At 33.5% G+C, this 26,583-nt stretch carries 16 protein-coding genes; 3 read left to right on the plus strand and 13 right to left on the minus strand.

Annotation, left to right across the window (positions count from 1 at the left end; all coding sequences use genetic code 11):
• Positions 1-389 precede the first annotated feature (389 nt).
• The 8 genes from P8H68_RS07335 to P8H68_RS07370 all read right to left on the minus strand — a co-directional run bounded on the left by P8H68_RS07335 (position 390) and on the right by P8H68_RS07370 (position 17,617).
• Positions 390-2,198, minus strand: a complete 1,809-nt coding sequence (locus P8H68_RS07335) for a right-handed parallel beta-helix repeat-containing protein (protein ID WP_300322956.1) — start codon at positions 2,196-2,198, stop codon at positions 390-392.
• A gap of 154 nt (positions 2,199-2,352) precedes the next feature.
• Positions 2,353-3,735: an arylsulfatase gene (locus P8H68_RS07340; protein WP_300322957.1), complete on the minus strand. Its 1,383-nt coding sequence runs from the start codon at positions 3,733-3,735 to the stop codon at positions 2,353-2,355.
• Between the two features lie 33 nt (positions 3,736-3,768).
• Positions 3,769-4,641 (minus strand): AraC family transcriptional regulator, encoded by an 873-nt coding sequence (locus P8H68_RS07345; protein ID WP_300322959.1) that lies wholly within the window; start codon positions 4,639-4,641, stop codon positions 3,769-3,771.
• A 23-nt stretch (positions 4,642-4,664) separates the two neighbouring features.
• Positions 4,665-7,613: a hypothetical protein gene (locus tag P8H68_RS07350; RefSeq protein ID WP_300322961.1), complete on the minus strand. Its 2,949-nt coding sequence runs from the start codon at positions 7,611-7,613 to the stop codon at positions 4,665-4,667.
• A 161-nt stretch (positions 7,614-7,774) separates the two neighbouring features.
• Positions 7,775-8,728 (minus strand): ThuA domain-containing protein, encoded by a 954-nt coding sequence (locus tag P8H68_RS07355; protein WP_300322963.1) that lies wholly within the window; start codon positions 8,726-8,728, stop codon positions 7,775-7,777.
• 168 nt (positions 8,729-8,896) lie between these two features.
• Complete coding sequence (locus P8H68_RS07360) at positions 8,897-11,596, minus strand: hypothetical protein (protein WP_300322965.1); 2,700 nt, start codon at positions 11,594-11,596, stop codon at positions 8,897-8,899.
• A 253-nt stretch (positions 11,597-11,849) separates the two neighbouring features.
• Positions 11,850-13,322, minus strand: coding sequence for a sulfatase (locus P8H68_RS07365; protein ID WP_300322967.1), 1,473 nt, complete (start codon positions 13,320-13,322; stop codon positions 11,850-11,852).
• A 125-nt stretch (positions 13,323-13,447) separates the two neighbouring features.
• Positions 13,448-17,617, minus strand: coding sequence for a hybrid sensor histidine kinase/response regulator transcription factor (locus P8H68_RS07370; protein WP_300322969.1), 4,170 nt, complete (start codon positions 17,615-17,617; stop codon positions 13,448-13,450).
• Between the two features lie 186 nt (positions 17,618-17,803).
• On the opposite strand from P8H68_RS07370, the gene P8H68_RS07375 reads away from it, so the two are divergent.
• The gene (locus P8H68_RS07375; protein ID WP_300322971.1) at positions 17,804-19,237 is read left to right on the plus strand and encodes a hypothetical protein; all 1,434 of its coding nucleotides are present in this window, start codon (positions 17,804-17,806) and stop codon (positions 19,235-19,237) included.
• 1 nt (position 19,238) lies between these two features.
• Here the strand turns inward: P8H68_RS07375 and P8H68_RS07380 are convergent, their stop codons facing one another.
• Positions 19,239-19,898 (minus strand): phosphatase PAP2 family protein, encoded by a 660-nt coding sequence (locus P8H68_RS07380; RefSeq protein WP_300322973.1) that lies wholly within the window; start codon positions 19,896-19,898, stop codon positions 19,239-19,241.
• Between the two features lie 213 nt (positions 19,899-20,111).
• Positions 20,112-20,945 carry a hypothetical protein gene (locus tag P8H68_RS07385; protein WP_300322975.1) on the minus strand — a complete coding sequence of 278 codons (834 nt, stop codon included), beginning with the start codon at positions 20,943-20,945 and terminating at the stop codon, positions 20,112-20,114.
• 351 nt (positions 20,946-21,296) lie between these two features.
• Here P8H68_RS07385 and P8H68_RS07390 point away from each other — a divergent pair, with 351 nt between their 5' ends.
• Entirely contained in the window at positions 21,297-21,893 is a 597-nt protein-coding gene (locus P8H68_RS07390) for a hypothetical protein (protein ID WP_300322977.1), read from the plus strand.
• Between the two features lie 113 nt (positions 21,894-22,006).
• A complete protein-coding gene (locus tag P8H68_RS07395; protein WP_300322979.1) occupies positions 22,007-22,915 on the plus strand; it encodes a cation transporter in 909 nt (302 codons plus the stop codon).
• Here the strand turns inward: P8H68_RS07395 and P8H68_RS07400 are convergent.
• The 3 genes from P8H68_RS07400 to P8H68_RS07410 are packed head-to-tail and all read right to left on the minus strand — an operon-like array spanning position 22,908 to position 26,576.
• Complete coding sequence (locus P8H68_RS07400; RefSeq protein WP_300322981.1) at positions 22,908-23,633, minus strand: protein phosphatase 2C domain-containing protein; 726 nt, start codon at positions 23,631-23,633, stop codon at positions 22,908-22,910. The genes P8H68_RS07395 and P8H68_RS07400 overlap by 8 nt on opposite strands.
• Before the next feature lie 58 nt (positions 23,634-23,691).
• Entirely contained in the window at positions 23,692-26,022 is a 2,331-nt protein-coding gene (locus P8H68_RS07405; RefSeq protein ID WP_300322983.1) for a serine/threonine-protein kinase, read from the minus strand.
• On the minus strand, positions 26,019-26,576 hold the full coding sequence (locus P8H68_RS07410) for a sigma-70 family RNA polymerase sigma factor (protein ID WP_300322985.1): 558 nt from the start codon (positions 26,574-26,576) through the stop codon (positions 26,019-26,021). The genes P8H68_RS07405 and P8H68_RS07410 overlap by 4 nt, the downstream gene beginning before the upstream one ends.
• Between the last annotated feature and the right edge of the window lie 7 nt (positions 26,577-26,583).

A 26,583-nucleotide genomic window follows, 5' to 3' on the forward strand; every position in this document is an offset into this window, starting at 1 on the left:
ACTTGGTTTAATTAGTTTAATCATTATTTGGTTTTTAAGTTTGTTGGTTGGTACTTATAATCTTATAAACAATTGAAGAGCTAAGTGGCTCCTATTTTGTTTAAACTGATTTTAGAAAAACTACTTTCTGAAAAAAAGTGATTCAATTGATGTTTTTTAGTTTTAATCATATGGGGTAGGATTGAATATTCTAAATATAATCCCCATATAAAAAAGACATGTCCTTCGCAGTAAAAAAAGAATACTAAACCATAAAGCCTGAATTTACTACCATTTATACACAAAATGTAGTTCTCAGTCTACTGGAAACAAAAAACCTCACCATAATGGTGAGGCCTTCTTCTAATCTAACAAACTAATTAACTTACTAATCTTATTTATTTGCAATTCTATTTAAAACCTTTGTTTCTTTTTACAACAATATTTTCTTCGGACACAGCATCTGTTTTTACCATTATCGTGTTTTTAACTTTACCGATGTACTTGTTTTTATACAACTTGACATCCTTACAATTTTCAAATTCAAACACAGGAGCATTTGGATATAAAGACTCAGCATCATTTGTTTTAGTTATTGTATTTCCTTCAATCAACAATCCTTCTGCTCTGTCTGCCCAAACTACTCTCTTATCAAAGTTTTCAATGGTATTGTTTACAAACCTAATGTTTTTATCATAGGTTATACTTTGATCAAAAGATGCACCTAACCTAGGGGTAACTCTTAATACTGCATGCTCAGATCCACTATAGGCGCAATATTTAAATCTGTTATTCTGAATCAATACATCACCCACTGCTCCAGATTCATACCAGAAATAAGATTCCCCTCTTAATAGAATTGAAGACATCATTGATGATAAATCATTATCTTCTATCACAACTTTTAAGGGGGTTTTAAAAATAATATTTCTAGCTCTATGATTTCTTATTGTACACCCCCTCATAGTAAATTCTGGATTCCACGTTTTATTTTCAAGGATATCACCAACTGCCAAATTATTCGGAATCGCATTTTTAAAAGTTATATCAGAATACCTATCATTCACATAAGTAACTTTTGCAACTGTATTTAAAGGTCCACGCGAAGGGTCTGGATTTTGAATAAACCAAACCTCATCATTAGCTTCGGTAAATTCAAATCCCATTTGTTCAAAATGCTGCAATTTTACTCTTACAGTTTTTGAATTGATTATTTTATCTACGCTAACATAGGTTCCATGTACATTAGTACCATCATCTAACATATTTTCAAAACGACAGTTTTCTATTAAAATAGCCCCTTTACAATTTGCAAAATGCGTTGCATCCGCTATGGTAGAAACGACTCTATCTGAATTTTCAGGAAGTACTATATTTGAATTTAAAATTGAAATCCCATCAGTTCTCTCAAATAAAAACCCCATTCCCAAAGCATGATGGATGGTAATTTGATCAAATAATATATTTGAAGAAGTTGTTACTTGAAAGGCTGGCGCATATCTATTTTGACCATGTCCTCCTTTAGAATGTAAAATAGTTCCAACTTTTGGATATTGTTTTCTTTCTTCATGAATTCTTAATACTCCATTGGGTCTTTTTTCTACCCAACGAGGTCTGCTCCCAAAATCCCAAGCCCCATGTCCTACTGCTTTGCTTTTCTTATCAAATTCTAAAGTACTCCCTAATTCATCAAAATGAAAACCATCAATATTTGGAAACATAATTCTCCCTTTCGCTAACTTCCAAGAAAACCCTTTTGTATAAGGTTTGATATCAATCCAATTTTCTTGTTTATTGACTTTCAAAACATCTCCTTGAAAAGAAAATGGCACGTCCCAATCTATCGTGATGTTTTTTACAGAGACATTTTTACATTTTTCAAACTGAAAAGGAGCTTCTTGACCATGAAAAATAAATTTAGCTCCATTTCCTTCTATTTCAACAGAGGTGAAATTTTCAAAACGAAAAATAATTTTTTTCAATCCATTCCCATGATTGGTAATAAAACAATATTTATCCATCGCATAGGTAGGCATAAAAAGATAGGTGCCTTTTTCAAAGATAATTTTCACTTCCTTGTCTTGAATAGCATTCAATTTATCTCTCAATATTTGGGTCATATCACCCTCGGCATTATTTATATGTATGATCTCTTTGGCTTCAGCTGTAAACGCTAAACAAAGGATAAAAATTATGGGTACTAAAAATTTAAGTCTCATTTTCCTAAAATATTTATAATATAAAACTAAAGGCTTTTACTGAATCAAAATACATCAATTCTACCTCCGATTGAAAACAAATTAACCCATTCTTAAACTCTGAAATGTAGGTAAAGGTTCATTACTTGTTACTGCGAGTACAAAAAAACAAAAATCACATTTCCGTAATTATCTTCATCATACGTTTTACCATCTTTGGATTTTTATCGGCAATATTATTTTCTTCAGAAATATCTTTTGACAAATCATACAACTCCAAAGGCATTTTTCTTTCAGGTGATTTCTTTGTTTTCTTATACCAATTTAAAACACCTTTCCATTTTCCAATTCTTATGGCTTGATGGTAAATTTTATAAGATTCAATTCTCCAAAAAAGGTATTCATGTTCCTTTTGATCCTTAATCTTTCCTCTAAGAGTTGGCAAAAATGAAATACCATCACATTGCTCAGGAGTTTCCACATTCAAAATATCGGCAGCGGTAGCCATCACATCCCAAAAAGCACTTGGATGATTTGTTTCAGATCCAGGTTGTATCACCCCCGGCCAATAGGCCAACATTGGTGTTCTAATTCCTCCTTCATACATATCTCTTTTCATCCCTCTAAAAACTCCTGTAGAGTTCCAAAACTCAGGATCATGACCACCCACATTATGAGCCCCATTATCACTGGTAAATATGATCAATGTATTTTCTAATTGTCCGTTTTCCTTTAACAAGTCGATAATTTCTCCAACCTGATTGTCTAAATGTTCAACCATAGCGGCAAAGGCAGCTACTGGATTCACAACATCTGGACATGGTTCGTCTTTGGCACTATACGTACCAATGACATCTTCAAATTGAGGTAGTTTTTTTCTCCATTTATCATGTAAATCTTTTGGCGCATGCATCGCTGCATGGGGTATTGCCGTAGGAATATAACAGAAAAAAGGCTTGTTTTCACTTGCATTTTTTTCAATAAAATCAAAAGCATTTTTCATGATTTCATCATGAACATAAGTACCAGGTTTCATTTTAATTTTTTCTCCATTATGGACCATACTGGTTGGATAATAAGTATGTGCCGCATACTGTGTTTTCCACCCATAAAACTCATCAAAACCATTGTGTAACGGGCTTGCTTCGGTATCTAAATAAGTATATCCTAATCCCCATTTTCCAAAAGCCCCGGTTGCGTATCCTTGTTTTTTAAACAACTCAGGTAATACAGTCATTTCAGATTTCAAAGGTATTTCTTGAGGTGAATTTCCAATAATATGGTTATGTCCTGGATGCTGACCTGACATTAGCACCGCTCTAGACGGACTGCACACTGCATTCCCAGAATAATGATCTGTGAATTTTATTCCTTCATATCCTAATTTATCAATATTAGGTGTTTTCAATAATTTTTGACCATAAATACCTAAATCACCAATCCCCAAATCATCCGCCAATATGTAAATTACATTCGTTTTTTTTGATTGAGCGTATGCAAAGATGGAGGTGATTGCTAATAGTAAACACAGTATCGTTTTTTTGGGACTTAAATTCATTTTGATAATTTACGAGTTCTTATTTCTATAAACCTACAATTTTTTCTCGTAGGCAATTCTTTCTCTATATATTTTCGGTGTTTCACTTTGAACTATTTTAAACTGTTTGTTAAAATTAGTAATGGATGGAAAACCAACCTCCATAGCAATTTCTGAAATAGATTTATTTGTAGATACCAAAAGTTTTGCTGCATTTCTAATACGCACCTCATTCAAAAATTTCACAAAAGATTTATTCGTCAAATTTTTAAAATACCTGCAAAAAGAATTCTCTGTCATACAGGCTATTTCTGCCACATCTTTTAATGAAATACTCGATGCATAATTGATAGATATAAACTTCATTACTTCATCTAACTTAGATCCATTTTCTGAAGAGTATTGTCTCATATCCAAAGTAGAAATTTGCTTTTCAATTTTTTCTTGAGATAATTCATGCAACAAAGAAAGCAGCTCAATTGATTTTTCTGGCGCATTCAAATTATCAAATCCCAACAACCTATCTTTAAATTCCTGAGAAGTTTCTTTAGAAAACAACACTCCTAAATCTGCCGATTTCAGCATATCCTTTACAACATAAAATTCTGGATTTTCAAACACTCCTTTTCCAATAAAATCCTTCAAAAATTTAATTACTACTATTTTCACATTGGAATCAGCATCTATTTTTGACGATAAATCATTCCTCCACAAATGTGGCAAATACGCACCTACCAAAACTAGCTCACCTTCATTAAACTCTTGAACACTATCTCCAACAAAACGAATTCCACTTCCCTTTGAAACATACAATAATTCGTACTCTTTATGATAATGCCAAGAAGCATCTAAGCACGGTTGATCATATTGATAGGATAAAAGTTTTTCACTAAAAAAACTTTTAGATTGTTTTAATTGTAATTTCATTTACTCACAGTTTACCTTTCCATTTATAGAGCACTTGGAAGCTCTACATCAATAAAACGAAAAGTTCCACATGGAATATCAACTTCAATGGTAGTTGCATTCGCATCAAAAGATTTTCCGTCTAGTATATCTGTTACTTTAGTTGGGTTTATCGTATTAAAAGTAACTTTAGCGATTCGGTCATTTGGATTCAAATAACCTCCGTCAATAATTGTCAATCTCAAATGTGTTGGTGATGTTTGTGCAACAACCCAAGCTACATCTCCTTCTACCGTAATTGGCAACAGACTTGATTTAGATTCAATTTCTGCTTTTACCGTAGTATAATAAGTATCCGCGGCATATGTTTGTGTGCCATCAGAAGAATAATAATGTCTTCCGTCAGTTATATATTCCGTCATCATATTCTCATATATCGGATGTAAATTATCTTTTAATTTCCCTCTCGTTGCAGTTTGATTAGAGAAAACTCCTTCCTGGGGAGGCGTAATCAAAACCAACCCGTTTGGATAATTTGGCAAATAGTTTTGCCTCCTATCCTTTACATTTCCGGCATAATTAGAGAAATCCCATGGATTCACTTTGGCTGCCATCCAAGTTGAATTTTGTCTACTGAATACAAATGGATTGTTTTCTTCAAATTCTTTATCATAAAAAATAGACCATTTCAAACTACTCCCCTCTTCTATATAATGAGTGTCAGGATTCTGCATACTGACATGGACAGGAGAATAACTTAATATTTCATTTCTTTTTGGCACATACAAAGCGCCTTTTGCAACCAACTCCCATAAAAAACTCATGTATTCAGGATATACAGGAAAATTATTGATGTACTGAGCTCCACTAGCCATGTGGTACATCATATGACGTAAAAAGTGATTTGGAAAACGTTGATGTGAATGTTGTCGTGACCTATCAAAACTAGGGTTGTCTGGTACAGAACGTGTTCCCCAACTATCCACAGCTCCACTGGCCCAAACTCCTGACCTACCTGCAATACTTATGTCCATTGCTTTGTCGGTTGTCTCCTCCATCGAAGGGACAAATATCTCTGCATAATCACCATCAAGGGCTTTTTCCCACATGGGCATGTAAATATTTCCTTGCCAAAAATTATGCTTTGTTCTTACAAAAATATTTGTGTTTTTAGATTTCGAGTATTCTGCCAATGGATAAAACAAATCTTCAATTACCCATGCAAAATCTTCTGATTCATCTTCTAATTCAGGGTAAATTAAAACTGTTTTTTTACCGGCTGCATGATCGATTACTTTTTTGGTTGTTTCCAACTGAAACATATATGGGTCATTTCCATGACCTCCCCAATAGGCAACTCCTTCTTCTCCATCATACCATGGAGTAATTAAACCTAAACATTGCTCTTGTGTATAGGTATACTGACGTCTTCCATCTATTTTATTCTTATATTTTTCATTCTCCATTCCAGATCTGTCCCAATCCTCAGCTTTGTTTGTATGATCTCCTCCTAAGAAAATTGGACTGTTATAATTTGCCTTGATGTTATCGGCTACCTGCTTTGCTACTCCTGACTCGATACTTTCCGTCATCATATAAACCGGAACGGGTTCTCTTTCATAATCTGGTCTTGAATAACTAGCTAAATTTGTTCTAGCGGATGCTGTATTATCAATGATATCTTGAATTTTTCCTTCTGGAGAAATATTTTCATAGGCCGTTTTCCATCCAGAAATTTCTGTATTTAAAACATGAATACAGCTTCCTCCACTTTGTACACTTGCCAATATCAACTTATCGCCATCTTTCCATAAATCATTAAAAGCGTAAAAACATTCTAACTCCTCTTTCCCGGAACCATCCAGAGCAGTATCTAATAAAAACATATGATTTCCGGAAATAGATACATATTTACCCACATTATCTTCCTGAATCATTTCTGTTTGAGTTACAAAATACCCAAACCCCATACCTGTATGAGTATACCTCACTAAATCATCCGCGGTTGCATCAATATCAACTCTAACAATCTCTGCACTTTTATAATGAGCAGAGGTACCCATTACTATTTCTTCAGATCCATCTTTATCTAAATCACTGACCTTTAAATCTCCTAAAACTGTATTGGCTGATAATTTGATGATTTTATAAGGAGTATCCTCAAAAGCATTGAACAAATAAATACTTCCTTTACCTTGCATATGGTTATTGCTTCCATGTACCGCCAAAACTTCATTTCCATCTTGTTTTTTAATGGGACGTAAAAAGTTTGCATAATGAAGGAATTTATACTTGGCATCCACTCCTCCCCATGGTTTCTCTTCACTATACGTTGAAGAATGAATATTTTTCAACATAGCACCGGTATTCGACAAATAAGATATACTCAAGTCCATTCCACCGCATACTATATAAGTTGACCCGTTGCTTGTAACCGTACATACAGAGTACATTGGAGTATCATTTCTCTTGTATTCCCATTTTGTTTCTCCAGTTACACCATCCAAACAATAAGCCGTTCCATCGGCATTGGCAACAAGCACTTCATCTTTTCCATCTGCATCAATATCATCACACCATATATCATGAATCATATAACCCGAGAGGTTATTTTTCCATAAGATATTTCCACCATATGATACCCCCATTACAATTCCGTCATAAGAAGCAGCGACCAAATATTTTTGTGAATCTTTCACAGCAGTTCTTACTTTCATGATAGTATGTCCCGTGTTGATACTATAGTAGGCTGATTTTTTATATTCAGAATAATTACTGAATTTCATACTATAAGAACCGGATGCTGATTTTTCATCGGTTGGAGAGAAATTATCAGAATGGTCTGTATTCCATCCTTTTCCATTCTCTTCAAAATCATAAAGAGCTTCCGTATTTGATAGCGCTTTTTTCTGTTGCGCCGACACATTCATTAATCCAAAAACAAGAAGTACTACTCCTAAGATACATTTTATTTTCATTTCAGTATTTGTCATTTAGGTTGGGTTCAATGACAAATAACTACCAAACTAATAAAAAGGCTGTCTCCAATAGTTTTTAATATGTGCTTAACAGTAAATCTAAATTACTATAAGACACAAAAAAATCCGGTAAGATCAATAAGACCTTACCGGATATATAGTGTTTTTTTAATGTTTTATTTTTTCAACTCAAAAGGGCGTCGAGAAGATTTTGACTCACTTGGAAAGTCAGCTGGAATCTTTTGAGTTACTTTTCCCGTAGCCGCCCACTCTACCCCACGTAAAAAAGAAACCTGAAAACCTACGCTCTCAAATGACAATGCATCATGTCCTAAAGTGGTATGAAAAATTTTTCCTTTTCCATAATCAAGCACCATTAAAACAGGTTCATGTCTATCGGTTGGTGCTTTTCCAGAAGCATCTTTTCCTGTGGCTAAAATAGTCATATTTTCCGCTGGACCTCTTAACTTAGCATAACATTCATCCTTTGTTGTCAGCCAAACTTTAGGCATTCCTTTTGTAATGGGATGTTCTGCTCTTATCGTAACCGGAAATTCATTCTTTGGTCCATGAGCTCCAGATCCTCCAGGAGAATCATCACGTACCAACTCTCCATCATTTGTGTAATATACATAAGGACCATCTTTTTGATTTCTATTTCCCCAACCACCTAAACCAATCATTTGATTGTAAGCTGTCCATTTTGGAAAAGAATTATCAGCGGCATGCACGGAGACAAATCCACCTCCTTTTTTCATGTATTTTTCAAATGCTTTCTGGGTTTTCTCAGGCCAATCTGCTGCTTTCCATCCAAAGTTAGAAACCACAACATCATACTTTTTAAATTTAGGCGCAAAATCTGGATCCGTTTTTGGGTTTTTAGAGCTTGTTCTTTCTCCAATTCCAGCTAAAGGCAAATAGTCTTTTTTTCCTTCGGATTTCCACATAAAATTACTTCTTTCAATATCTACTTTAAACAAACCTGTTTCTTCTAGATATTGCTTCATCATAATCGTCGACATTGGCCAAACCCCATGGTTATTCTGTCCATCAACAATCAATACCTTTATTTGTGCTTGCAATAATGCTGTTGATAACAAACATACTAGGGCTATAATTACTCTATTCATTTCTATATAATTTTACCTTGAAAATTCAAAAAGTGAAATTAAGATATTTATACGAGGAAACGTTTCAAATTATTTCATAGTGGTATTTTGAACACCGTGTAGTTGATTCACCCCCCAAAAAAAAGCGCTCTACATAATTTAGAACGCTTTCGATAAATTTTAAAACAACTAATAACTAAAATCAATAAATCTTAAAGAACCTGCAGGAACTGTCAGTTCAATGTTGTTTTTGACTTTAATTTTTTCATTCGAAAGGATATCAACAGCTGTTTTTGGTTGCTCTCCTTGGAACGAAATAATAGCATTTCTTTTACGAGGTTCTATATATCCTTGATCCATCAAAATGACCCTCACATGGTTTTTATCAATTCTAATAGCACTCCACGCAGCACCTTTTACAAGAATTGGTAATTGTGCCGCTCCCTCTGCTACGGTATTTTTAAAATAAGGAGTAAAATCCCCTGCAGACACAAACTCATTGTTTAATTTCCCTTTAACCCCATCACTAACGGTATAAGGAATTCCTTTTGCTTTCAATTGTTCCTCCATTTCTATAGGAGCTACAGGTACCATTCCATTAGGTAATTCAGGGATGTAATTCAACCATCTATATTGAACTCCCAAGGCTATTTGAGAATAATCAGACTCTGGAATATTCGTTCCAGCCCAATGCATTTGAGCCACCGAAAACACCGCTTTATCATCTGATTTTTTATATTGTTTTAAAGAATGATGGTTGTCTATAGAATGTACCAAATGAGTATCTACATTTTCAATCAAATGCCATGAACCGATAGACAAAATATTTTCTTTTTCTACTATGGGTAAAACACCCGATTTCATCAGACCAAATAAAACATTTAAGCCAGGTTCTTCAGTAAAACTATTATCTGCCACTACACCATATCTTGCTCCATAAGCAGCCATCATAACCCCTTGTCTTAAATAAGGAGAAATTGAACGTTGTCCTCCAGGAGTTAAAGGTCTCCAACTAGTTGGGTTATCATCAATCAATCTCATTGCAAAGTCGTCAATATAACCCGCAGATAACATTCCTACACGTCCTGCTAAATTGATATCTTGGGTTCTTGAACTGGTATCCTCAGAAGCCGGAACTAGTATATCATTGTATTTATTAGAGAAGAATAACTCTTGCCACAAGGGCAGTTTATTTGTCAAAGACCAGAAAGTATTTTTATATCTAAAATATAATTTCGCATTATTATTGACACGAATTGCCTTTGCCAATCTTGGTACATATTCTCTCACAAAATGCTGTACTCTTGGATCATCTACATTATCCATCTCTGCATATACAAAGCCTAAACAAGTGTTTGGAGCTACTTTTAAAATCTCTTCTAAAGTCTCAATTTGAATATAAAAAGGATCATTTCCATGACCTGCCCATAAGGTAAATGCTTGTCCTTCCATCTCATATGCTCTCGCCTTATTGACGATAGAAGCCCTAGAATCTTTGTACTTACCTCTTTTATCCTTCTTTAGCGCAACATCTCCCATAATAGCAACTAAATGAGATCTATCCGTACTTTCTTTTGGAGATCTTTGGATCACATATTTTATATTGTTCCCTTTAAGATTATTTACCTTAGCGTCTACTTTTTTACCGGTAATCATCACCCATTCCTTGTCCGAAGGTGTTTGATACGATGGCATTTTAAACTTTAGTAATTGGGCATATAGTTCATTAATATTATTGGCTACTTCCTCCATGGTTCCAATTGATTTTGGTTTGGTAGCCACATTCCAGTTATTCTTATTTAAATTGTAAAAACAAACCGTGTTTCCTCCGTCCACTTCACCAGCACCAATCAATTGTTTCGATTCAGTATCTACAACAAAATCACTAAAAACTAACTCTCCTGATTTAGCATATCGAGTACCTGTTTTTTGAAGTAGTTTCCCAGTTAAATCTAATTTATACAAGAAACCCCCATATTGAAACATGATTTCATCTCTCACAGGAGCAAGAACTGTTCCTTTGGCATTCGCATAGCGTTGCAATTCTTTTCTCGTTCCTTTGAATCGAGTGATTTCTTGAAAATTGCCATCCAAACCAATTACTACTGGAATCCAACTTAAATCTCCAAAAAATGTAATATCCGATAAACCATCTTTATTCAAATCGGCAATTACAATTTCTGTAACCATCATTTTAGATAATTCCTTTACCGATGATTTTTTATAACTCAATTCTTTTACAACTTCTTTGGTTGTAGCGTCTAAAATCCCCATAAATTCCCAACGAAATTTATCATGCGTATACGACATCACAAAAAGAGACTCTGTGTTTTTATCTACAAAATTCCCGGATTCAATTTTTCGCACAGTTCCTTTGATATCAGTAGTTCCTACAAGTTTTCCCTTAGTATCAATTTCATATAATTTATAATCATTTCCTCCGGCAAAGACTTGCACTTTCTTTTCGTTTTTTACAACGGCTATTTCTGAAAAACGAACCTTGTGATCCGGTGTAAATTCCCAAAGTAAATCTCCATTGCTTTTGTAACAAAAAATGCTACCATTACCACTAGCTACTAATAGCTCATCATTTCCATCATTGGTAATATCTTTTGCTAGAATTTCAAACAAAACTCCTGGAACCTCCAGTTTGTTTTCCCATACTTTTTTTCCTTCTAAAGTATAACAACCAACAGCATCACTTAAGGAAGATATATATATAAACTGCTTCCCATTTATTTGAGCAGATGCTACATTTCTAATATTTGTTATTTCGGTTGAAAAATTTTCATACGACTTTCCTTTTCTGGCAATTGCATTTTGACATAAGCCTAAAAAGACGAAGGCAACACAAAACATTTTTAACCTTAAGATTTTACTTTTTCCCATTATTTAAATTTAAGAAGATTTAAGTTCACTCTCATGAGCTCTTCAAAATAAATAGAAATCAAAAATAAAAATGTATGTGTCCGTATATGTATTGTAGTTCTTGAAAAATTATTATTGATCACAAATAATTTCTAACAATGGATGCAAATAAAAAACCTGAATCAATTATCTAGGATAATGATTCAGGTTTTTTATTAAGTATTTAATATGATATTACTTCAATAATAAAGTAATAGATCTGTTTCAATTTGTACTACAAATCTACTCCTGTTCCTTGTAATGAATTGTCATGACCCCACATAATCAACCACGGATCTTTTGTTTCCAACTGGAATGCTCTCAGTTTCTTTTGCAACCTTTCCAAAGTAGCCTTATGTTTTTTATGAGATGCTAAATTATTCAACTCATTAGGATCTGCCTCTAAATCAAATAATTCAAACTCGGGTCTAAACAAATAATCTTTTACTTTTTTCTCTCCAAACATTTCTCCATGCTCACGATAAATCCCTTGCCAAGTAGATGCTGCCCATAAATCAGATGCAAATGGATAATCCAAACGCCAGGCTATATTCCAAATCAGCTTAAAGTTACCATCTCTTACCACTCTCATCGGGTAGTACATGGTGATCTCATGAAAATTATGGGATGCATATACTTCGTTCCATCCAGATGGTTTTTCCGTGTCCAATACATTTTTAAATGAGCGTCCATGAAAGTTATTTTCCCCTACATCTACCTTTGCCATTTCTAAAATTGTGGGAGTTAAATCTGCCCAAGAAATCATAGCATCATTGGCGATTCCTTTTTTCGAAGTTGTTGGATCTTTTACGATACAAGGCAATTTAATTCCCGGTTCGTATACTGTAGTTTTAGCCCCTGGAAATGCCATTCCATTATCCGAAATATAAAACACTATCGTATTATCGGCTTTACCGGTTTCCTTTAACATTTTCATCAACTTCCCAAAACCTTGATCTATACGTGATACACTTTGGTAATATTGAGCGATTTCTTCTCTACTTTGCTTGGTATCAGGTAAAAAATCTGGAACCAAAACATCCTTTGGATTGTACACAACTGTTTCAACACCCTTGTACCCTTCTTTTTTATTTCCAAAAGTGTTTGGATCACTCCAAACTTCAGGCATAAAAGGCGCTCCCCTATGTGGATCATCCGTACAAAAATATAAGAAAAATGGTTTCTCAGAATTCAACACATCACCACATTGCTCTGCCATTTCTACTGTATTTCTAGGATCAGCATTTAAAACCGTTTCAAAATGATAAACTTTTTCTGGAGCTACATGATATTTTCCAATTCTCGCCGTGGCATAACCACCTTCTGCAAGCAAAACGGGTAAAGACTTCACATGATCATAAGTACTGAAATGATGATAATCATGTACATGTCCGTACGAACCTGTTGCATGTCCGAATTGCCCTGTTAGAATAACGGATCTGCTGGCGGCACAACTGGCACTGGTGCAATAGGCATTGTTAAAACGAACACCTTCCTTGGCTAACTTATCTAGATTGGGTGTTTTTATTATTGGATTCCCGTAACATCCTAAGGCATCGGTTCCGTGATCATCCGCAACAAATAAAATAATATTTGGCTGACTTTTATTCGATGCTTTTACTGTTTCTTTTTTTTCATTGCAACTCTGAAAAACACAGGTCAATAACAAGACATAGCTTAACAAAAGAAGGCTTTTGGTTTTTTTCATTTTTGGTTTTATTAATTTGATTTGGAATACTCCAAAAGGGTATCTATCTGTAAAGTAAACACATTTCAAGCAACATCTTGTTTTTAAGAATTTATTTGGTGTCTTTATCAGTACATTAACTTTACCTAAGCATTATTTTGCGTTCCGCCCTCATCAAATTTCTTTTTCATTTCAGCAGCATATTTCCCAGGGGTAATATTAAATTTCTCTTTAAAAAGCTTGGCAAAATGGGTCCTACTTTTAAAACCAGTCATCACATATACCTCGTTCACAGAAAGTTTTTTCTGAATTAAAAACTCACCTGCTTTTTTCAAACGATATTCTTTTAACAATTCAAAAGGAGTTTGATTTGTCAAGGCCTTCACTTTTTGATAAAAATGAGTTCTATTCAAGTATAATTCTTTTGCGAACAGATTCAAATCTAATTCTTGATTGTCAAGATTTTCTGCCATCAAATTATATAATTTTTCTAAAAATGCATTGTCATTTCTATTGTTGCTATTGTTTTCTTTGGTAAGCGGAATTCCAATCTCAAAACGCTCTCTTAATGTTTTTCGGTTTTGCAATAAAGACTCTGTTCTAGTAAGCAAGTGTTCCATATTAAAAGGTTTTTTAATATAGGCATCCGCACCATCCCTAATCCCCTGAATACGATCATCCCCTGTAGTACAAGCAGTTAATAATATCAGTGGAATATGACTTGTTTTTACGTCAGACTTTACATTTTTACACAACTCCAAACCATTCATTTCTGGCATCAAAAGATCTGTAATAATAATATCTGGCCACTCTTCTTCCAGGGCATCAAACAACTCTTGACCGTTGCTAAATATTTTTACCGTAAAAAATTTAGATAAATTTTCTGAGACAAACATTCGCATCTCTAAGTTATCCTCTGCATAAAAAATAACAGCTTCAGAAATTTCTCTATCCAATTTGATATTAGAAATATTTTCATTGTTGATCAATTGCACGTTGGATTCATGCTCTTTCTCTGCAATAAGAATTACCTCTTCTCTTTGAATCTCATCCTCAGATGGCAAAGCTTTTACTATCGGTAACTGAACATTGATGGTTGTTCCTTTCCCAAAAACACTTTCTGCTCCAATATAACCATAATGCATTTCTACAAGACGCTTAGAAAAGGCCAATCCGATTCCTGACCCTCCTGTATAAAAACTATGTTTTTTCTGAGATTGATAAAAACGCTCAAAAATATGACCTAAATCTTCCTCATCAATTCCTTTACCGGTATCTATAACGGAGATAATTAAATCCTTATCCTCGATTTTATAGTTTACAGAAATCGTATCCTCTGCCTTTGTATACTTAAAAGCATTATTTAGTAAATTATTAAAAACCTTTTCTAACTTATTACGATCTGCAGAAACATAAATATTTTGACCTTCATTTTCTGAGATTAATTTTTTCTTTTCAATTTTAGCTTTAAATGCAAAATCGCTAATCAACTCATCAATAAAAGTATTGAAAGAAAAATGCGTGTAATTCATTTTTAATTCATTGGCATCCGCACGTTGAAAATCATGTACCTGATCGACCAATTGCAACATTTTTTTGGATTGCCTTTGGATGATTCCCAATTTTTCTTTGATATCAATATTATTTTTAAACTGACTCAAAAGCAAATCAACTGGACCAGATATTAAAGTCAATGGTGTTTTAATTTCGTGAGAAATATTTGAGAAAAATCTAAGTTTCGCAGCATTCACTTCCTTCACCGCGTCCACTTCTAATTGTTCTATTTCTACTTTATGATTTAAAGATTGAATTTTTAAAACAATTTTCACAATGGCAAATACAGCCAAAGTTAACAGCAAGAAATATACCACAAAAGCCAAAGGTGTTTTCCAATATGGTGGAGAAATTATAATCTCCAATTCCTTAGGTTTAGACCAGGTTCCCATGGAATTAGAAGCCATTACGGAAAGCTTATAATCTCCAGGTTGCAAACCACTATATTGAATTATTCTTTGATCAGAAGCCACCACGATCCACTCCTCATTGATAGGTGATAATTTATATTTTAATTGGTAATTATTTGGAATGGAATAATGTAGTGAATTCAATTCTACAGAGAATACATTCTCGTCAAAATTTAGGTTTACCGCCTTGACTTTATCCAAACTTTTATCCAATAACACTCTATTGGCTATAGAATCTCCAGGGGCTATAATTCTGTTAAAAAGTTTAAACTTTCCAAATTCTAGTTTTGGTAATTGCTCGTTTCTTGGCAGTTCATTTGGGTTGAAATAACAAATCCCACTCAAACCAGAAAAAACAAATCTATCTTTTTGTAAACGTACTGAGGAGTAGGTAAAATCTTCAAACGGAAGACCATTTTCTTTTCTGTAATTTGTAAATCTATTATCCTTAGTATCAAATTTATTCAATCCAATATTCGTAGAAATCCATAGGTTATATTCTTCGTCATAAATAATACTCTTTACTACATTATTAGTAAGTCCGTCTTTTTCTGTAAAAGGTAAAAATTCTGGTTCTGTATCACTATGAATCACCTTACAAATCCCACCACCTTCGGTACCAATCCACAATTCATCATTGGGCAACCTTACAATCGAAGTCACAAAGTTACTTGAAATCGAATGCTTTTTAGATTTATCAACTTTGTATTGCGTTACAGGCGCGTCTTCCAAAGATTTTCCTCCAGACATTTCCAAACGATACAAGCCTCCAGAATCAGATCCCACCCACATAAAATCATACTTTGGGTCTTGATATACTTTTCTCACTAAAGTGATATGATTATCAATAAAAAAAGGATTCTTATTGATTTCTTCAACCGATTCTACTTCAGCTCTTTCATTTAAATTTAATTTATAAACGTTATTTGCACAACCTGCCCAAATATTTTTATCCTTGTCTTCTGTCAAATAAACAGGCTTAAATGATCTAGCAAAATCATAACCCTCTACTTCAATATTTTGAAGTTTATGAGTTCCATTTTTCACAAACATAAAGCCCATGTCTCCAGTAAATTTAATCCATAGATTCTCGCTAGAATCTAGAAAAATATTTGCCACACGTAATTTAGTTCTATCTTTAAAATCAAAAGTCAAAGGTTCAAAGGAATGAGTTTCTGTATTGAACAAACCTACCCCACCTTTGTTAGCACTTGCATAAAAGCGAATGGAATCATACCCCGTCATATGCAACACCTCGGTAGTAAAAAGTCCGTGTTTATAGTTCATTTCTTCATTGAACTTTTTAAAAGAATTTTCCTTTAAATTAAATCTATAGACACCTCTATTGAAAGTGGCAACCCAGCATCCAAAATTTTCTGAAGCATACGTATCACTCACACGAATCAATCTGTTTTTTGTACTAAATTTTGTGACTTTTACTTTACCTCCATCAATTAGGGTATTTACATTATTGATATGTATAACTCCATCACTGGTAGTCCCTACCCAAAGATTCTCTAATTTATCTACGGAAATGGTAACGATGTCATTTTCCTTTAAAAGACGTTTTACAAGCTTAAAAGAAACTGATCCGTTGGTTGATTTATAGCTCATTACGCGCAAACCATCCCCATTGGCAGCAACAAGAATACTATCATTTACCACCTTGTGCACCAGACTATTTCTTATTTCCTTTGGCGCCACCTTCTTAAAGGCACCTGTTTCTATATTCAGCAATATCAATCCAATATTTGATGAAAATAAATAATTGGCTTTGTCAAATTCACTCCCACCATAAAATTCAATATGTCGGTTAGAGAATTCCCTGATAGGAATATATCTATTGTAAAGGCTATAATCTTTATTGAAGACTAAAACGCCATTTCCTTCGGTTGCGCAAATAATAAAATTCTTATCCTTACTAAAAATAATTCTCCTAACAATAGGACCATTGACACCATTTTTCACCAGTTTATTGGAATAGATTACCCTAAATTTTTCAGTGGCATAATCAAAAAGACTAATTCCTTGATCTGTACCTATCCAAATATTCCCATTGAAATCTTCACTAACACAACGCACTCTATTGCTTACCAGGTATTCTTTTTCAATGGTGTTTTTAAAACGTTCAAACTCATAACCATTATAACGGTTCAAACCATCATAGGTTCCGAACCACATATACCCCTTGGAATCTTCCAAAATAGAAGTCACCCCGTTATGAGCCAATCCGTCAGAAATAGTCAAATTCTGAGAATACTCAAGGGTCGATTTTTGGGAAAACCCAATAAAAACAAAAATAAAGAGTAGTAATTGAAAAACTCTTTTAAAATATTTGGAGTTTAATTTCATAAAAAATTGCGCCTTGGTTAGGACTGTAAAACGGTATAAGCTACAATATTAAAAATAAAAAATGATTCTAAATTAATTTCAATTCCTAATCACCTAAACTAACTAATGTATCAGCATTTAAAATCAACTTAATTTATTATTTTTATTTAATAAGCTGTCTCCTAAAACGCAAAAACCAAACCAAACATGAAATTTGCACTAGTTCAATATTATCTTATATTTCTGATTTCTTTCGTTTCATTCGATAGTTTGGCTCAGGGAAATTACAAACAAGAAAATTATGGTAACCGCTCTATTCTATTAAATGGAAATGTAACAGGGAGTGTTTCTGATTTAGGGTTGACCTATTATAACCCAGCGCGACTTGCTTTAGTGGATAATGTTGCTTTTTCCATAAATGCAAAAACCTACGAATTAAAACAGTTAGAATTGACCAATACTTTTGGAGAAAATGAAAAGATAAAAAACTCCAGCTTTCAAGGACTTCCTTCTATGGTTGCCGGTACTTTTAAAATTCCTAGATGGGAAAAAAGTCATTTTGCTTATGCTTTTATTTCTAAATCCAGAGAGAATTCCTCTTTAAGTTATGAAACGGGATTGGTGTTGGATGAAATTCTTCCTGAATTTCCTGGTGATGAAATATTCATCGGTCGGGTAACCTTAAACAACTCTATTCGGGACGAGTGGATTGGGGGCTCCTGGGCCAGATTGATTAATGAGAAATTTAGCATTGGGGTGTCTGGATTTTTCTCTACCTACAAAAACACCGGAATTAGCGAACTTAACTACAATGCTCTTCATAGTAGTGATCAGGTTGCCAATTACAATAAAGAAATTTCCTATGCTGTGGATTCTTATGGTTTCTTCTGGAAAATTGGAGGGGCCTATCAAACAGAAAATCTAGAATTAGGTGTAAATATCACCCTTCCCTATTTGGAGGTTTCTACTTCAGGGAGTTTTATTTATAATGAGTTTTTAGCAGGGATTGGCTCTGGTGATGATATTTTTATTTATAATAATTTTTCAAACCTAAACGCAGAAAGAAAAACACCTCTTTCCGTTTCTTTTGGAGCAGGAATCCCTATTGGGAAGCATAAAATACACTTGAACACCGAATGGAATAATGCGATAAAAAGCTATATGCCTATTGAAATCCCTCTCTTGGAGAGCGAACTTGGAACAGCACCCACTTTCTCTTTTGAGGAAGAGAGAAAAGCTGTCATAAATTATGGGATCGGAATTGAATATTATATCAGCCCAAAATTTAGCGGATTCTTAAGTTATTCCTCTGATTATTCTTCCTTTGAAAAAAATGCTAATATTTACGACTTACTCTCAAGAGAGGAAACAGATGTAAATTTTAAAACTGACTTCAATCATTTTGGATTCGGTATCGATATGTCTATCAAAACAATTCAACTTATTTTAGGCGCTACTTATTCTTATAGTTCTTCAGAATTTGAACAGCCTGTTGATTTCCCTGGTTCCGACATAGAAAATGTAGAAAATCAGGTTTCAGGTTTACAACAATCTAGATGGCAGTTTGTTGTAGGGATTGAAATTCCATTTCTTCAAGATGAAATTGACAAACGATGGAACAATATGTTAAACAACAAATAAGCTAAAAAGCATAACTAAAATAAACCCCATAAGAATCTGAATCAAATTGAGGCACTAAAGTTACCCCCTCAGTTTCAATAAATGGATTGAAATATTTAAAAGGCTCAAAATAATACACCATTTCAGTCACAAAAATTCCTAAGCCGGCTCCAAACAACACATCAGAAACCCAATGTTTGTTATTTACCACCCTAAAGGCACCTGTAGTTGCTGCAAAAGCATAACCACTATAAGCAAAAACTGGAGAGGAATCTTCAAATTCCTTACTTAAAACCGCCGCATTGGTAAAGGCAAAACTAGTATGACCTGATGGGAAAGAATGCTCGGAACCTTCTGGCCTTGTTTTAGAAGTAGTTCTTTTTAAAACATAGGTAATCACAGCCGTAACTCCATTGGCAATAAATAAATTTTTGGATTGATCAAACCAGTGGTTCTTTGCTTCCACACCTAAAATATCGGCTCCATACATTTGTAGTATTGGTAGGTACGGTAAATAGTCATCAATATCATTATAATAATCATTCCCAACATGATTTCTTATTTTTTCTTGCCATTGCTTTTCAAGTGCACTATGGTTTAACAGCAAACCAGCTCCCATCAAACTAACAGGTAAAATTGAGCGTTTTATCAACGAATATTTTTCTTTTTTAGTTTTATCCAATTTTGGAAAAATAAAAAATTCTTTTTTCTGAGAAGATGCTTTCTGTTGTGAGTAAACCCCGGAAGGAATTAAAAGGCACAACAAACAACAACAAAATAATATTCTATTCTTTTTCATAATACCCAAAAGTATCAAATAAAAAGTAGTTTTCATGCAAAAGGTCATTTCTCTATTAGAAAAATGATCTTTGATTATATAATCCTTGTTATGATTTTAGGCTCTTAAAGAATTTAACTCCTTCAGCAATATTTGAATTTCTTTTTCTAACTCTTTTTCTGAAGTTAGATTAGTTTCTAAAGCTAGTAACCTTTGATATTCTTCAGATACTTTCTGTGTATTTCCCTGCTCTTTTGCAATCAAAGCTTTTACCCAAACAGCAGCTAATTGGTAATCCTTATTTTCACTTAGCTCGCCCACCGTTGCCAAAGCCTCTGCTTTTTTATAGTTTCTATTCAATAAAGTTTCAATAGGTGCCACATTTTCCTTTCCATATGTTGCTTCCAATATTTCTTTCTCCGTTTTTTCTTCAGTATTTGCTTTAGTTCTCTCATCCAAATCTTTCAACATTTCGGTTTGTACAGCAATGGATTTCTGGTTGTTTTCCATACTATTAGTGTCTCCTATATATGAGGTTAACAAACCTGCAGAAGTTAATTGTCTATCTCCAGACAAAACACCTATTAAAGTCAATAATCCACCTGCTGCTCTGGTCGTTTCAATCCCTAATCTTTTGGACTGTAATTTTTCTAACTGCAAAGCATAGATATTTTCATCTCCAGTAAATTCGATTTCAATATGTTTGTATTTTTCTTTACCTAATTTTTTCATTGCTCGTTCATAGGCATCAAAAAAATCCGTACTGATTTTTTTGACATCTTCATAAGCTAATTTTTCTTTGGAATTTAATTTGATACTTCTCGATCCAATTGTATAAGAATCATACGAAACTTTTTCAATACTGTTATCCTTTTTTAAAACTTCTATTTGTTGTGGGAAACCGCTAAAAGAAATCAGTGCCAATACTAGTGTAAAAATTTTAGTTTTCATTTTAATAGATTTTAAGTTAATTCATCTTTCTATTGATAATAGCGTATGAAGTTCCTTAAACCCCTAAAAAAAATTCTAGGATGTGATTTTAAAAAAAAATAAATTTGAATTTGGGTTTTCCATCAATCCTTACGCTATTGTAAATGAAGGCACAATTTAATGCCTCATTAAAATTAAAAATCTAACATCATGAAAAAATTAATTTACCTAGCATTTATCTTAATCAGTGGTATCTCTTTTGCACAAAACACTGAAAACTAAGAAGCACAAATAGACGCTTCAAAGCCAACCAACTTTTATTCTTTTATAGACAACACACTTGAAGTTGCAGCCGGAGAGAATCAAAATATTATGGGATACCGAGGAAAACTGACTTTAGCTCCCTCAGAAGCTCATTTGGTATTGGCAGAAGTTCCTATTTTATACAACGACAAAACAAAAAAAGCTGGTTTTGGTGATATTAGAGCAAGATATTTTTATCTACCTTATAAAAACTATGATAAATTTGTGGGTGCCTTTGGTCCTTCCGTAGACATATTTGCTCCGACAGCTAGTTTTGAAGATGGCTTAGGATCTGGAAGATTTATAGTTTCTCCCGGTATCACTGTCGGTTTAATGGCTTCAGAAACCATTCAATTTTTCCCAATTTTATCGTATCAATACTCTGGTAAACCTACATACGACAATCCAGCACCTGCCTTGGATACAGCTTTGCATGGAATCTCTTTTCAAGTAATTACACCTATTGTTTTTTCAGAAAAATTCTTTACACAGATCACTCCAATTTACAAAATGAACGACATCAATAATGAAAAAAATGATCGTTTTGAACAAGAAATATTTGCTGCATATTCTTTAACTCCAAAATTGCAGGTAACAGGATATTACAACGGAAAATTTGAAGATAAAATCCATACGGTAAGTGCTGGGTTAACAATGTTTTTCTAGTCAAAAAATTACTTATTCTCAAACTCATTTGATATTTTTCAAATGAGTTTGTTATTAATAGTATGTACATTTGATGAAGGTCAACAATTATCAATAAGAAACAACTAATATTTATGGACATTCAAAAAATTGAAAATAAAACTCTTTGGATTACTGTCATGGCAAATCTTGTATTCGCCATTGCCGGTTGGGTTACCTATCAATATACCGGATCTGAAGCAATGTTAATGGATGGAAACTTTTCTTTTGCTTTGGGTTTTGCAACTCTTTTAGCTATTTATATTTCCAAACACAAACACAAAAAAACAGCAGTTTTCCCTTATGGTCAATTTGTTTATGAAGCTGCCTTTGTGCTTTCTAAAGGATTATTAATCCTAGGAATCATCGTCATGGCGCTCTCTCAAAACACCCTAAAAATTATCAACTTTTTTCAAGGAGAAAAAATTACACCTATCGTAATGACACCCATTTATTATTATGTAGGATTTGTGTTGGTGATGACCTTTGCACTGTTATACTACTTTAAAAAGCAAAATCAGAAAACGAACCATAAAAGCAGCCTGTTACTTGTAGAAGCTGAAAGTGCAAAAGTTGATGGTATTCTAACTTCAGTTACTGGATTTGCCTTTTTTTTACTCTCATTTATTTCTATTGGATCAAAAATTGATTTTATGATCTTCATAGGAGATTCCATCATCGTAATATTAATGTGTTTGATTATGATTCAAAGCCCCTTAAAAATTATCAAAGATGCATTTATTGAATTAAGCGGGGGAACCCTACAAAACAAGGAGGACAAGATACTTATTGAAACTACGATTGAAAAAGTTATTTCTAAAGGAATATCTTATGAAACGTATATTTCAAAGGTTGGCTCTGGGTATTTAATTGTTATCTATTTAAATCCAAACACAGAAACCATTTCACTAACCTCATTTGGTGGCATTCAAGAAAAACTTAAAAACCAACTAATTCCTGTTTTTAAATTTGTGGAGGTTGAAATGGTCATCCGACCTAAATAACGCATCGAATGATGGCTATATCATCCCCTGCAATAAATTTTTTATCGATAAGATCAGCATAACTTTCTTCAAAATAACGTTTGTTATTTTTCGTTGATTTTTCATTTAAAAACAATTCTAAAGGATTTATTTTAGAAGTTTTATGCGTCAATTTCAAAAGTCCATCTGTAGCTATTGCAATATCCTCTACCTTATCAAAACACCAACTTTGGATATCGTTTTCTAACACATTCTCAAAAGAATCGGCCAAATGATAGCCTAAAAAATTAGGCACATTGTTTTGATCTATCTCTGTGATTTTTCCATTCACTGAAAAAATCCCATCACCACTCATATGAATCGAAGCTGTTTTATTTTTTGTATCTAAAACCAGTAAATTAAGTGTTGCCAACACTTCTTCCAACTGAAGAAAAAATAATTTCTTAGCTTTTTTCAAATCTTGAAATAATTGACTTAGAATGTATTCCCCTATTTCATTTGGAGCCATGGTCTCTAAATCAAAATCGTCTAAAATTTCTTTCATTTGAGGAAGTACTCGGCAGGTTTTATATATTGATTTTGCATACATCCCAGACACAAAATGACTATCCCGTCCAGAAGAACAGCCATCCATAACCGCAAAGACAAGGATGTTTGGATTCAACTGATGTTGAAACAAAAAATCTTCGTTAAAATTAGCATGATAAATGCTTCGCTTTAAAAGTGATAATATTTCCATAGACAAAGAGTAAATTGTTGTTATTACTAACAGCGTAAATTTTGTGAAAAAACCCTAATTAAGAATATACATCGTAGGTATTCCACCAGTTTTTAGCATCTTGTCTTGTCCATGGGTATTCTTTATTTTTTTCTTCAAAAAAAGCAATTAGTACATCAATAGATTCAGGTCGTTTGTTAGGATCAAATCGAATACATTCTCCTAAAAAATTACTCAAATCGGTAGGTATATCTTTTCTTTCTATCAATTGACTTCTAAAATCACCTTGCAACGTTTGTTCTCCCGACAACATTTTTTGAGAAATCAATTCTAACAAATACTGTCCACTAAACAAATACATTCCCAGTGCACCAATGGAATAAATATCGACACGTTGATCTGCATTAAAAGGGTCTCTAATACGTTCTGGGGCCATAAACATAGGTGTTCCTCCAATTCTGTTGATTTGAGTTTGTTGTGAAATTGAAGTATCTACTTCTTTCACCAAACCAAAATCTAACAATTTCACCAAATCAAAAGCACCTCCTTGATCGCATAGCATTACATTCATAGGTTTTATATCTCTATGAACCAATCCTTTTTCATGGGCTTCTTTTAATGATAAACACAGATGATACAAAATATAAATTCCTCTTGCCAATGGAATATCAGCATTCATATTCACCACTTTATCTAAAGAAATTCCATTTAAGTATTCCATGACATAATAAAAATTATTATCGTCAGTGGTTCCGTAATCGTAAACTTTTATCGTATTCGGATGCGATAAAGAAGAGGTGATTTTTACTTCCTTTTCAAATCGCTCTAACATATCTGTATTGACAAATTCTGTTTTTAAAACTTTGATCGCAACAGGTGTTTTCAAAAATGTATGTTCGGCTTTAAAAACTTGTCCAAAACCTCCTTCTCCCAATTTCTCTTTAAGCTTATATTGCCCCAACACACTAAAATCATCAACTTTTTTACCGATTCTAGCGATTCTTACATTTGAATTGAATAACAAAAATGATAATAGTAGTATCACAGTAAAAAATACAATAAATGTATATTTAAAATACATCAACGAAGCTAAAGCCTCCTCATAATCCTCCTCGGTAATGATTCCAAAATTATATTCAGGCAACCAAACATAAGCTCCAATAACCTCTATTCCTCTGTAATCTCTATAAGGTTCCATAATTGCTCCAGTAAAGGTGCTGTCGTTTGCCTTGATACGATTGAGAGCCATTTCAACAATTTCAGTATAAGGTTGCGCTACTTTTTGAAGTCTGGGAGTTGCGCCTTTCATGACGTTTACTCCTGGGTCTCTTAAATCTATATTATAAATGGTTTCGGCATTGGCATCAAATTCCAACAAATGAGTGTTTCTTAATTGCTCCGTAAACCTGCTAGAAGACAGCATTTTACCATCTTCATTAAAAGCATAAGTTTCACTTGTTGCACCATGTTTAGAAACTTTTAAAATATTTGAAAATCCCTTAATTGCTAAATAAGAACCACACAGTATGGTTTTAACTTCTCCATTTTCATCAAACACAGGGCACAAAAAATTAATCCAAGCTTGTTTCTCTACTCCCTTGTCATAATTATTTATCAAATCTAAATTATTGATAGGTGGTATAAACACCACCTCACCGGTACGAGCCCTCAAATAATCTTTATATATAATCTCTCCCAAATCTGCACCAAACATCTTGGTAACACCTGTAGAATCTACAATGGAAGTACTTAACAAATCTTTAGGGCTGCTATTACTCAACAAGGAAATAATTCCATATCCACTGGATTTTTTATTTTTTTTAAGCCACTTTGTTACTTCTACAGCTGTTTTAGAACCTCGAAGTAGTTGATAGCTTTCATCTAAATTTTCTAAACTATCGATTGATTTAGAAAAACGTACTATGGTTTCTTGCTCGGCAAAACTTTTGATTTTTTCTTTTTCATACTGCAACCAACGTTGAAATATTTCAGTGGTTGTATTGATAAGTGCTATTTTTTCTTCCTTTTCAGAAGCTAGGATATTATTTCGAATATACCCTCCAGATAAAATCCCTCCACTTAAAAGAAGAAGTAAAAAAAAGATGACTAAAATTAATCTATTTCTTTTGTTCCCAAATAAGTTTTTGGTCCAACTGCTTACAACCTTAGAACGAAAAACAGAGTCTTTCCTTCCGATTAATTTTGTTTTGGTAAAAGTCGTCTCGTCGGTGTTATTGTCTTTTTCTACTTCTTCTGCATAGATTTCATTATACAAGGCTAAGGTCTCTTTTCTTAGTTGTTCATCCGATTCAGATAGCTCATTAATTTTTTTGATCGCTTCTTGAAAGGGTAAATCTAAAACCTTCGCTAATATTTCTGATGATTTTTCATGTAAGCTTTGATCATTCATATATCACTTTGCATAAATTTCTTTAACCAAGCTTTCGCAACTTTCCAGTCGATTTCAATTGTTTTTATTGAAACTCCCAATTCATCCGCGATCTCTTGCATTTTCATTCCTCCAAAAAATTTCAATTCTACTACTTTCGCTTGTCTTTCATGAACTCGTTCTAAATGCTCTAAAGCCTCATCGATATCCAAAAGATTGCCTTCCTTTTCTGGAGTATACGCAATTCCTTCCTCTAAATCAATACGCTGCGCCCCGGCACCACGTTTATTCGCATTTTTTTTACGCGCATGATCTACCAAAATCCTGCGAATTGCCTGCGCACCCACCGCAAAAAAATGAGAACGCCCTTTCCAATCTATATGATCCTGATCTACCAAACTCATATAAGCTTCATTCACCAAAAGAGTCGGCTGTAAGGTGTGTCCTTTTTTTTCTCTTGCGTATAACTTTTCTGCAATCAAATGTAAATTGTCATACACCAAAGGATATAATTGAGCATCTCTACGTTCTAAAGAACTATCATTTAAAATTTTAGTTACATTCTTTTTGTCCATATGTAAA

Origin of the sequence: Flavicella sp. (genome assembly GCF_029238425.1) — a bacterium.
Lineage (GTDB): Bacteria > Bacteroidota > Bacteroidia > Flavobacteriales > Flavobacteriaceae > Flavicella.

Bases quoted from the DNA above. Each gene is read 5' to 3' on its own strand.
- P8H68_RS07345 (WP_300322959.1), bottom strand. From the start codon at position 4,641: ATGAAATTACAATTAAAACAATCTAAAAGTTTTTTTAGTGAAAAACTT.
- P8H68_RS07355 (WP_300322963.1), bottom strand. From the start codon at position 8,728: ATGAATAGAGTAATTATAGCCCTAGTATGTTTGTTATCAACAGCATTA.
- P8H68_RS07340 (WP_300322957.1), bottom strand. From the start codon at position 3,735: ATGAATTTAAGTCCCAAAAAAACGATACTGTGTTTACTATTAGCAATC.
- P8H68_RS07335 (WP_300322956.1), bottom strand. From the start codon at position 2,198: ATGAGACTTAAATTTTTAGTACCCATAATTTTTATCCTTTGTTTAGCG.
- P8H68_RS07365 (WP_300322967.1), bottom strand. From the start codon at position 13,322: ATGAAAAAAACCAAAAGCCTTCTTTTGTTAAGCTATGTCTTGTTATTG.
- P8H68_RS07395 (WP_300322979.1), top strand. From the start codon at position 22,007: ATGGACATTCAAAAAATTGAAAATAAAACTCTTTGGATTACTGTCATG.
- P8H68_RS07410 (WP_300322985.1), bottom strand. From the start codon at position 26,576: ATGGACAAAAAGAATGTAACTAAAATTTTAAATGATAGTTCTTTAGAA.
- P8H68_RS07370 (WP_300322969.1), bottom strand. From the start codon at position 17,617: ATGAAATTAAACTCCAAATATTTTAAAAGAGTTTTTCAATTACTACTC.
- P8H68_RS07405 (WP_300322983.1), bottom strand. From the start codon at position 26,022: ATGAATGATCAAAGCTTACATGAAAAATCATCAGAAATATTAGCGAAG.
- P8H68_RS07350 (WP_300322961.1), bottom strand. From the start codon at position 7,613: ATGACAAATACTGAAATGAAAATAAAATGTATCTTAGGAGTAGTACTT.
- P8H68_RS07400 (WP_300322981.1), bottom strand. From the start codon at position 23,633: ATGGAAATATTATCACTTTTAAAGCGAAGCATTTATCATGCTAATTTT.
- P8H68_RS07360 (WP_300322965.1), bottom strand. From the start codon at position 11,596: ATGGGAAAAAGTAAAATCTTAAGGTTAAAAATGTTTTGTGTTGCCTTC.
- P8H68_RS07375 (WP_300322971.1), top strand. From the start codon at position 17,804: ATGAAATTTGCACTAGTTCAATATTATCTTATATTTCTGATTTCTTTC.
- P8H68_RS07390 (WP_300322977.1), top strand. From the start codon at position 21,297: ATGGGATACCGAGGAAAACTGACTTTAGCTCCCTCAGAAGCTCATTTG.
- P8H68_RS07385 (WP_300322975.1), bottom strand. From the start codon at position 20,945: ATGAAAACTAAAATTTTTACACTAGTATTGGCACTGATTTCTTTTAGC.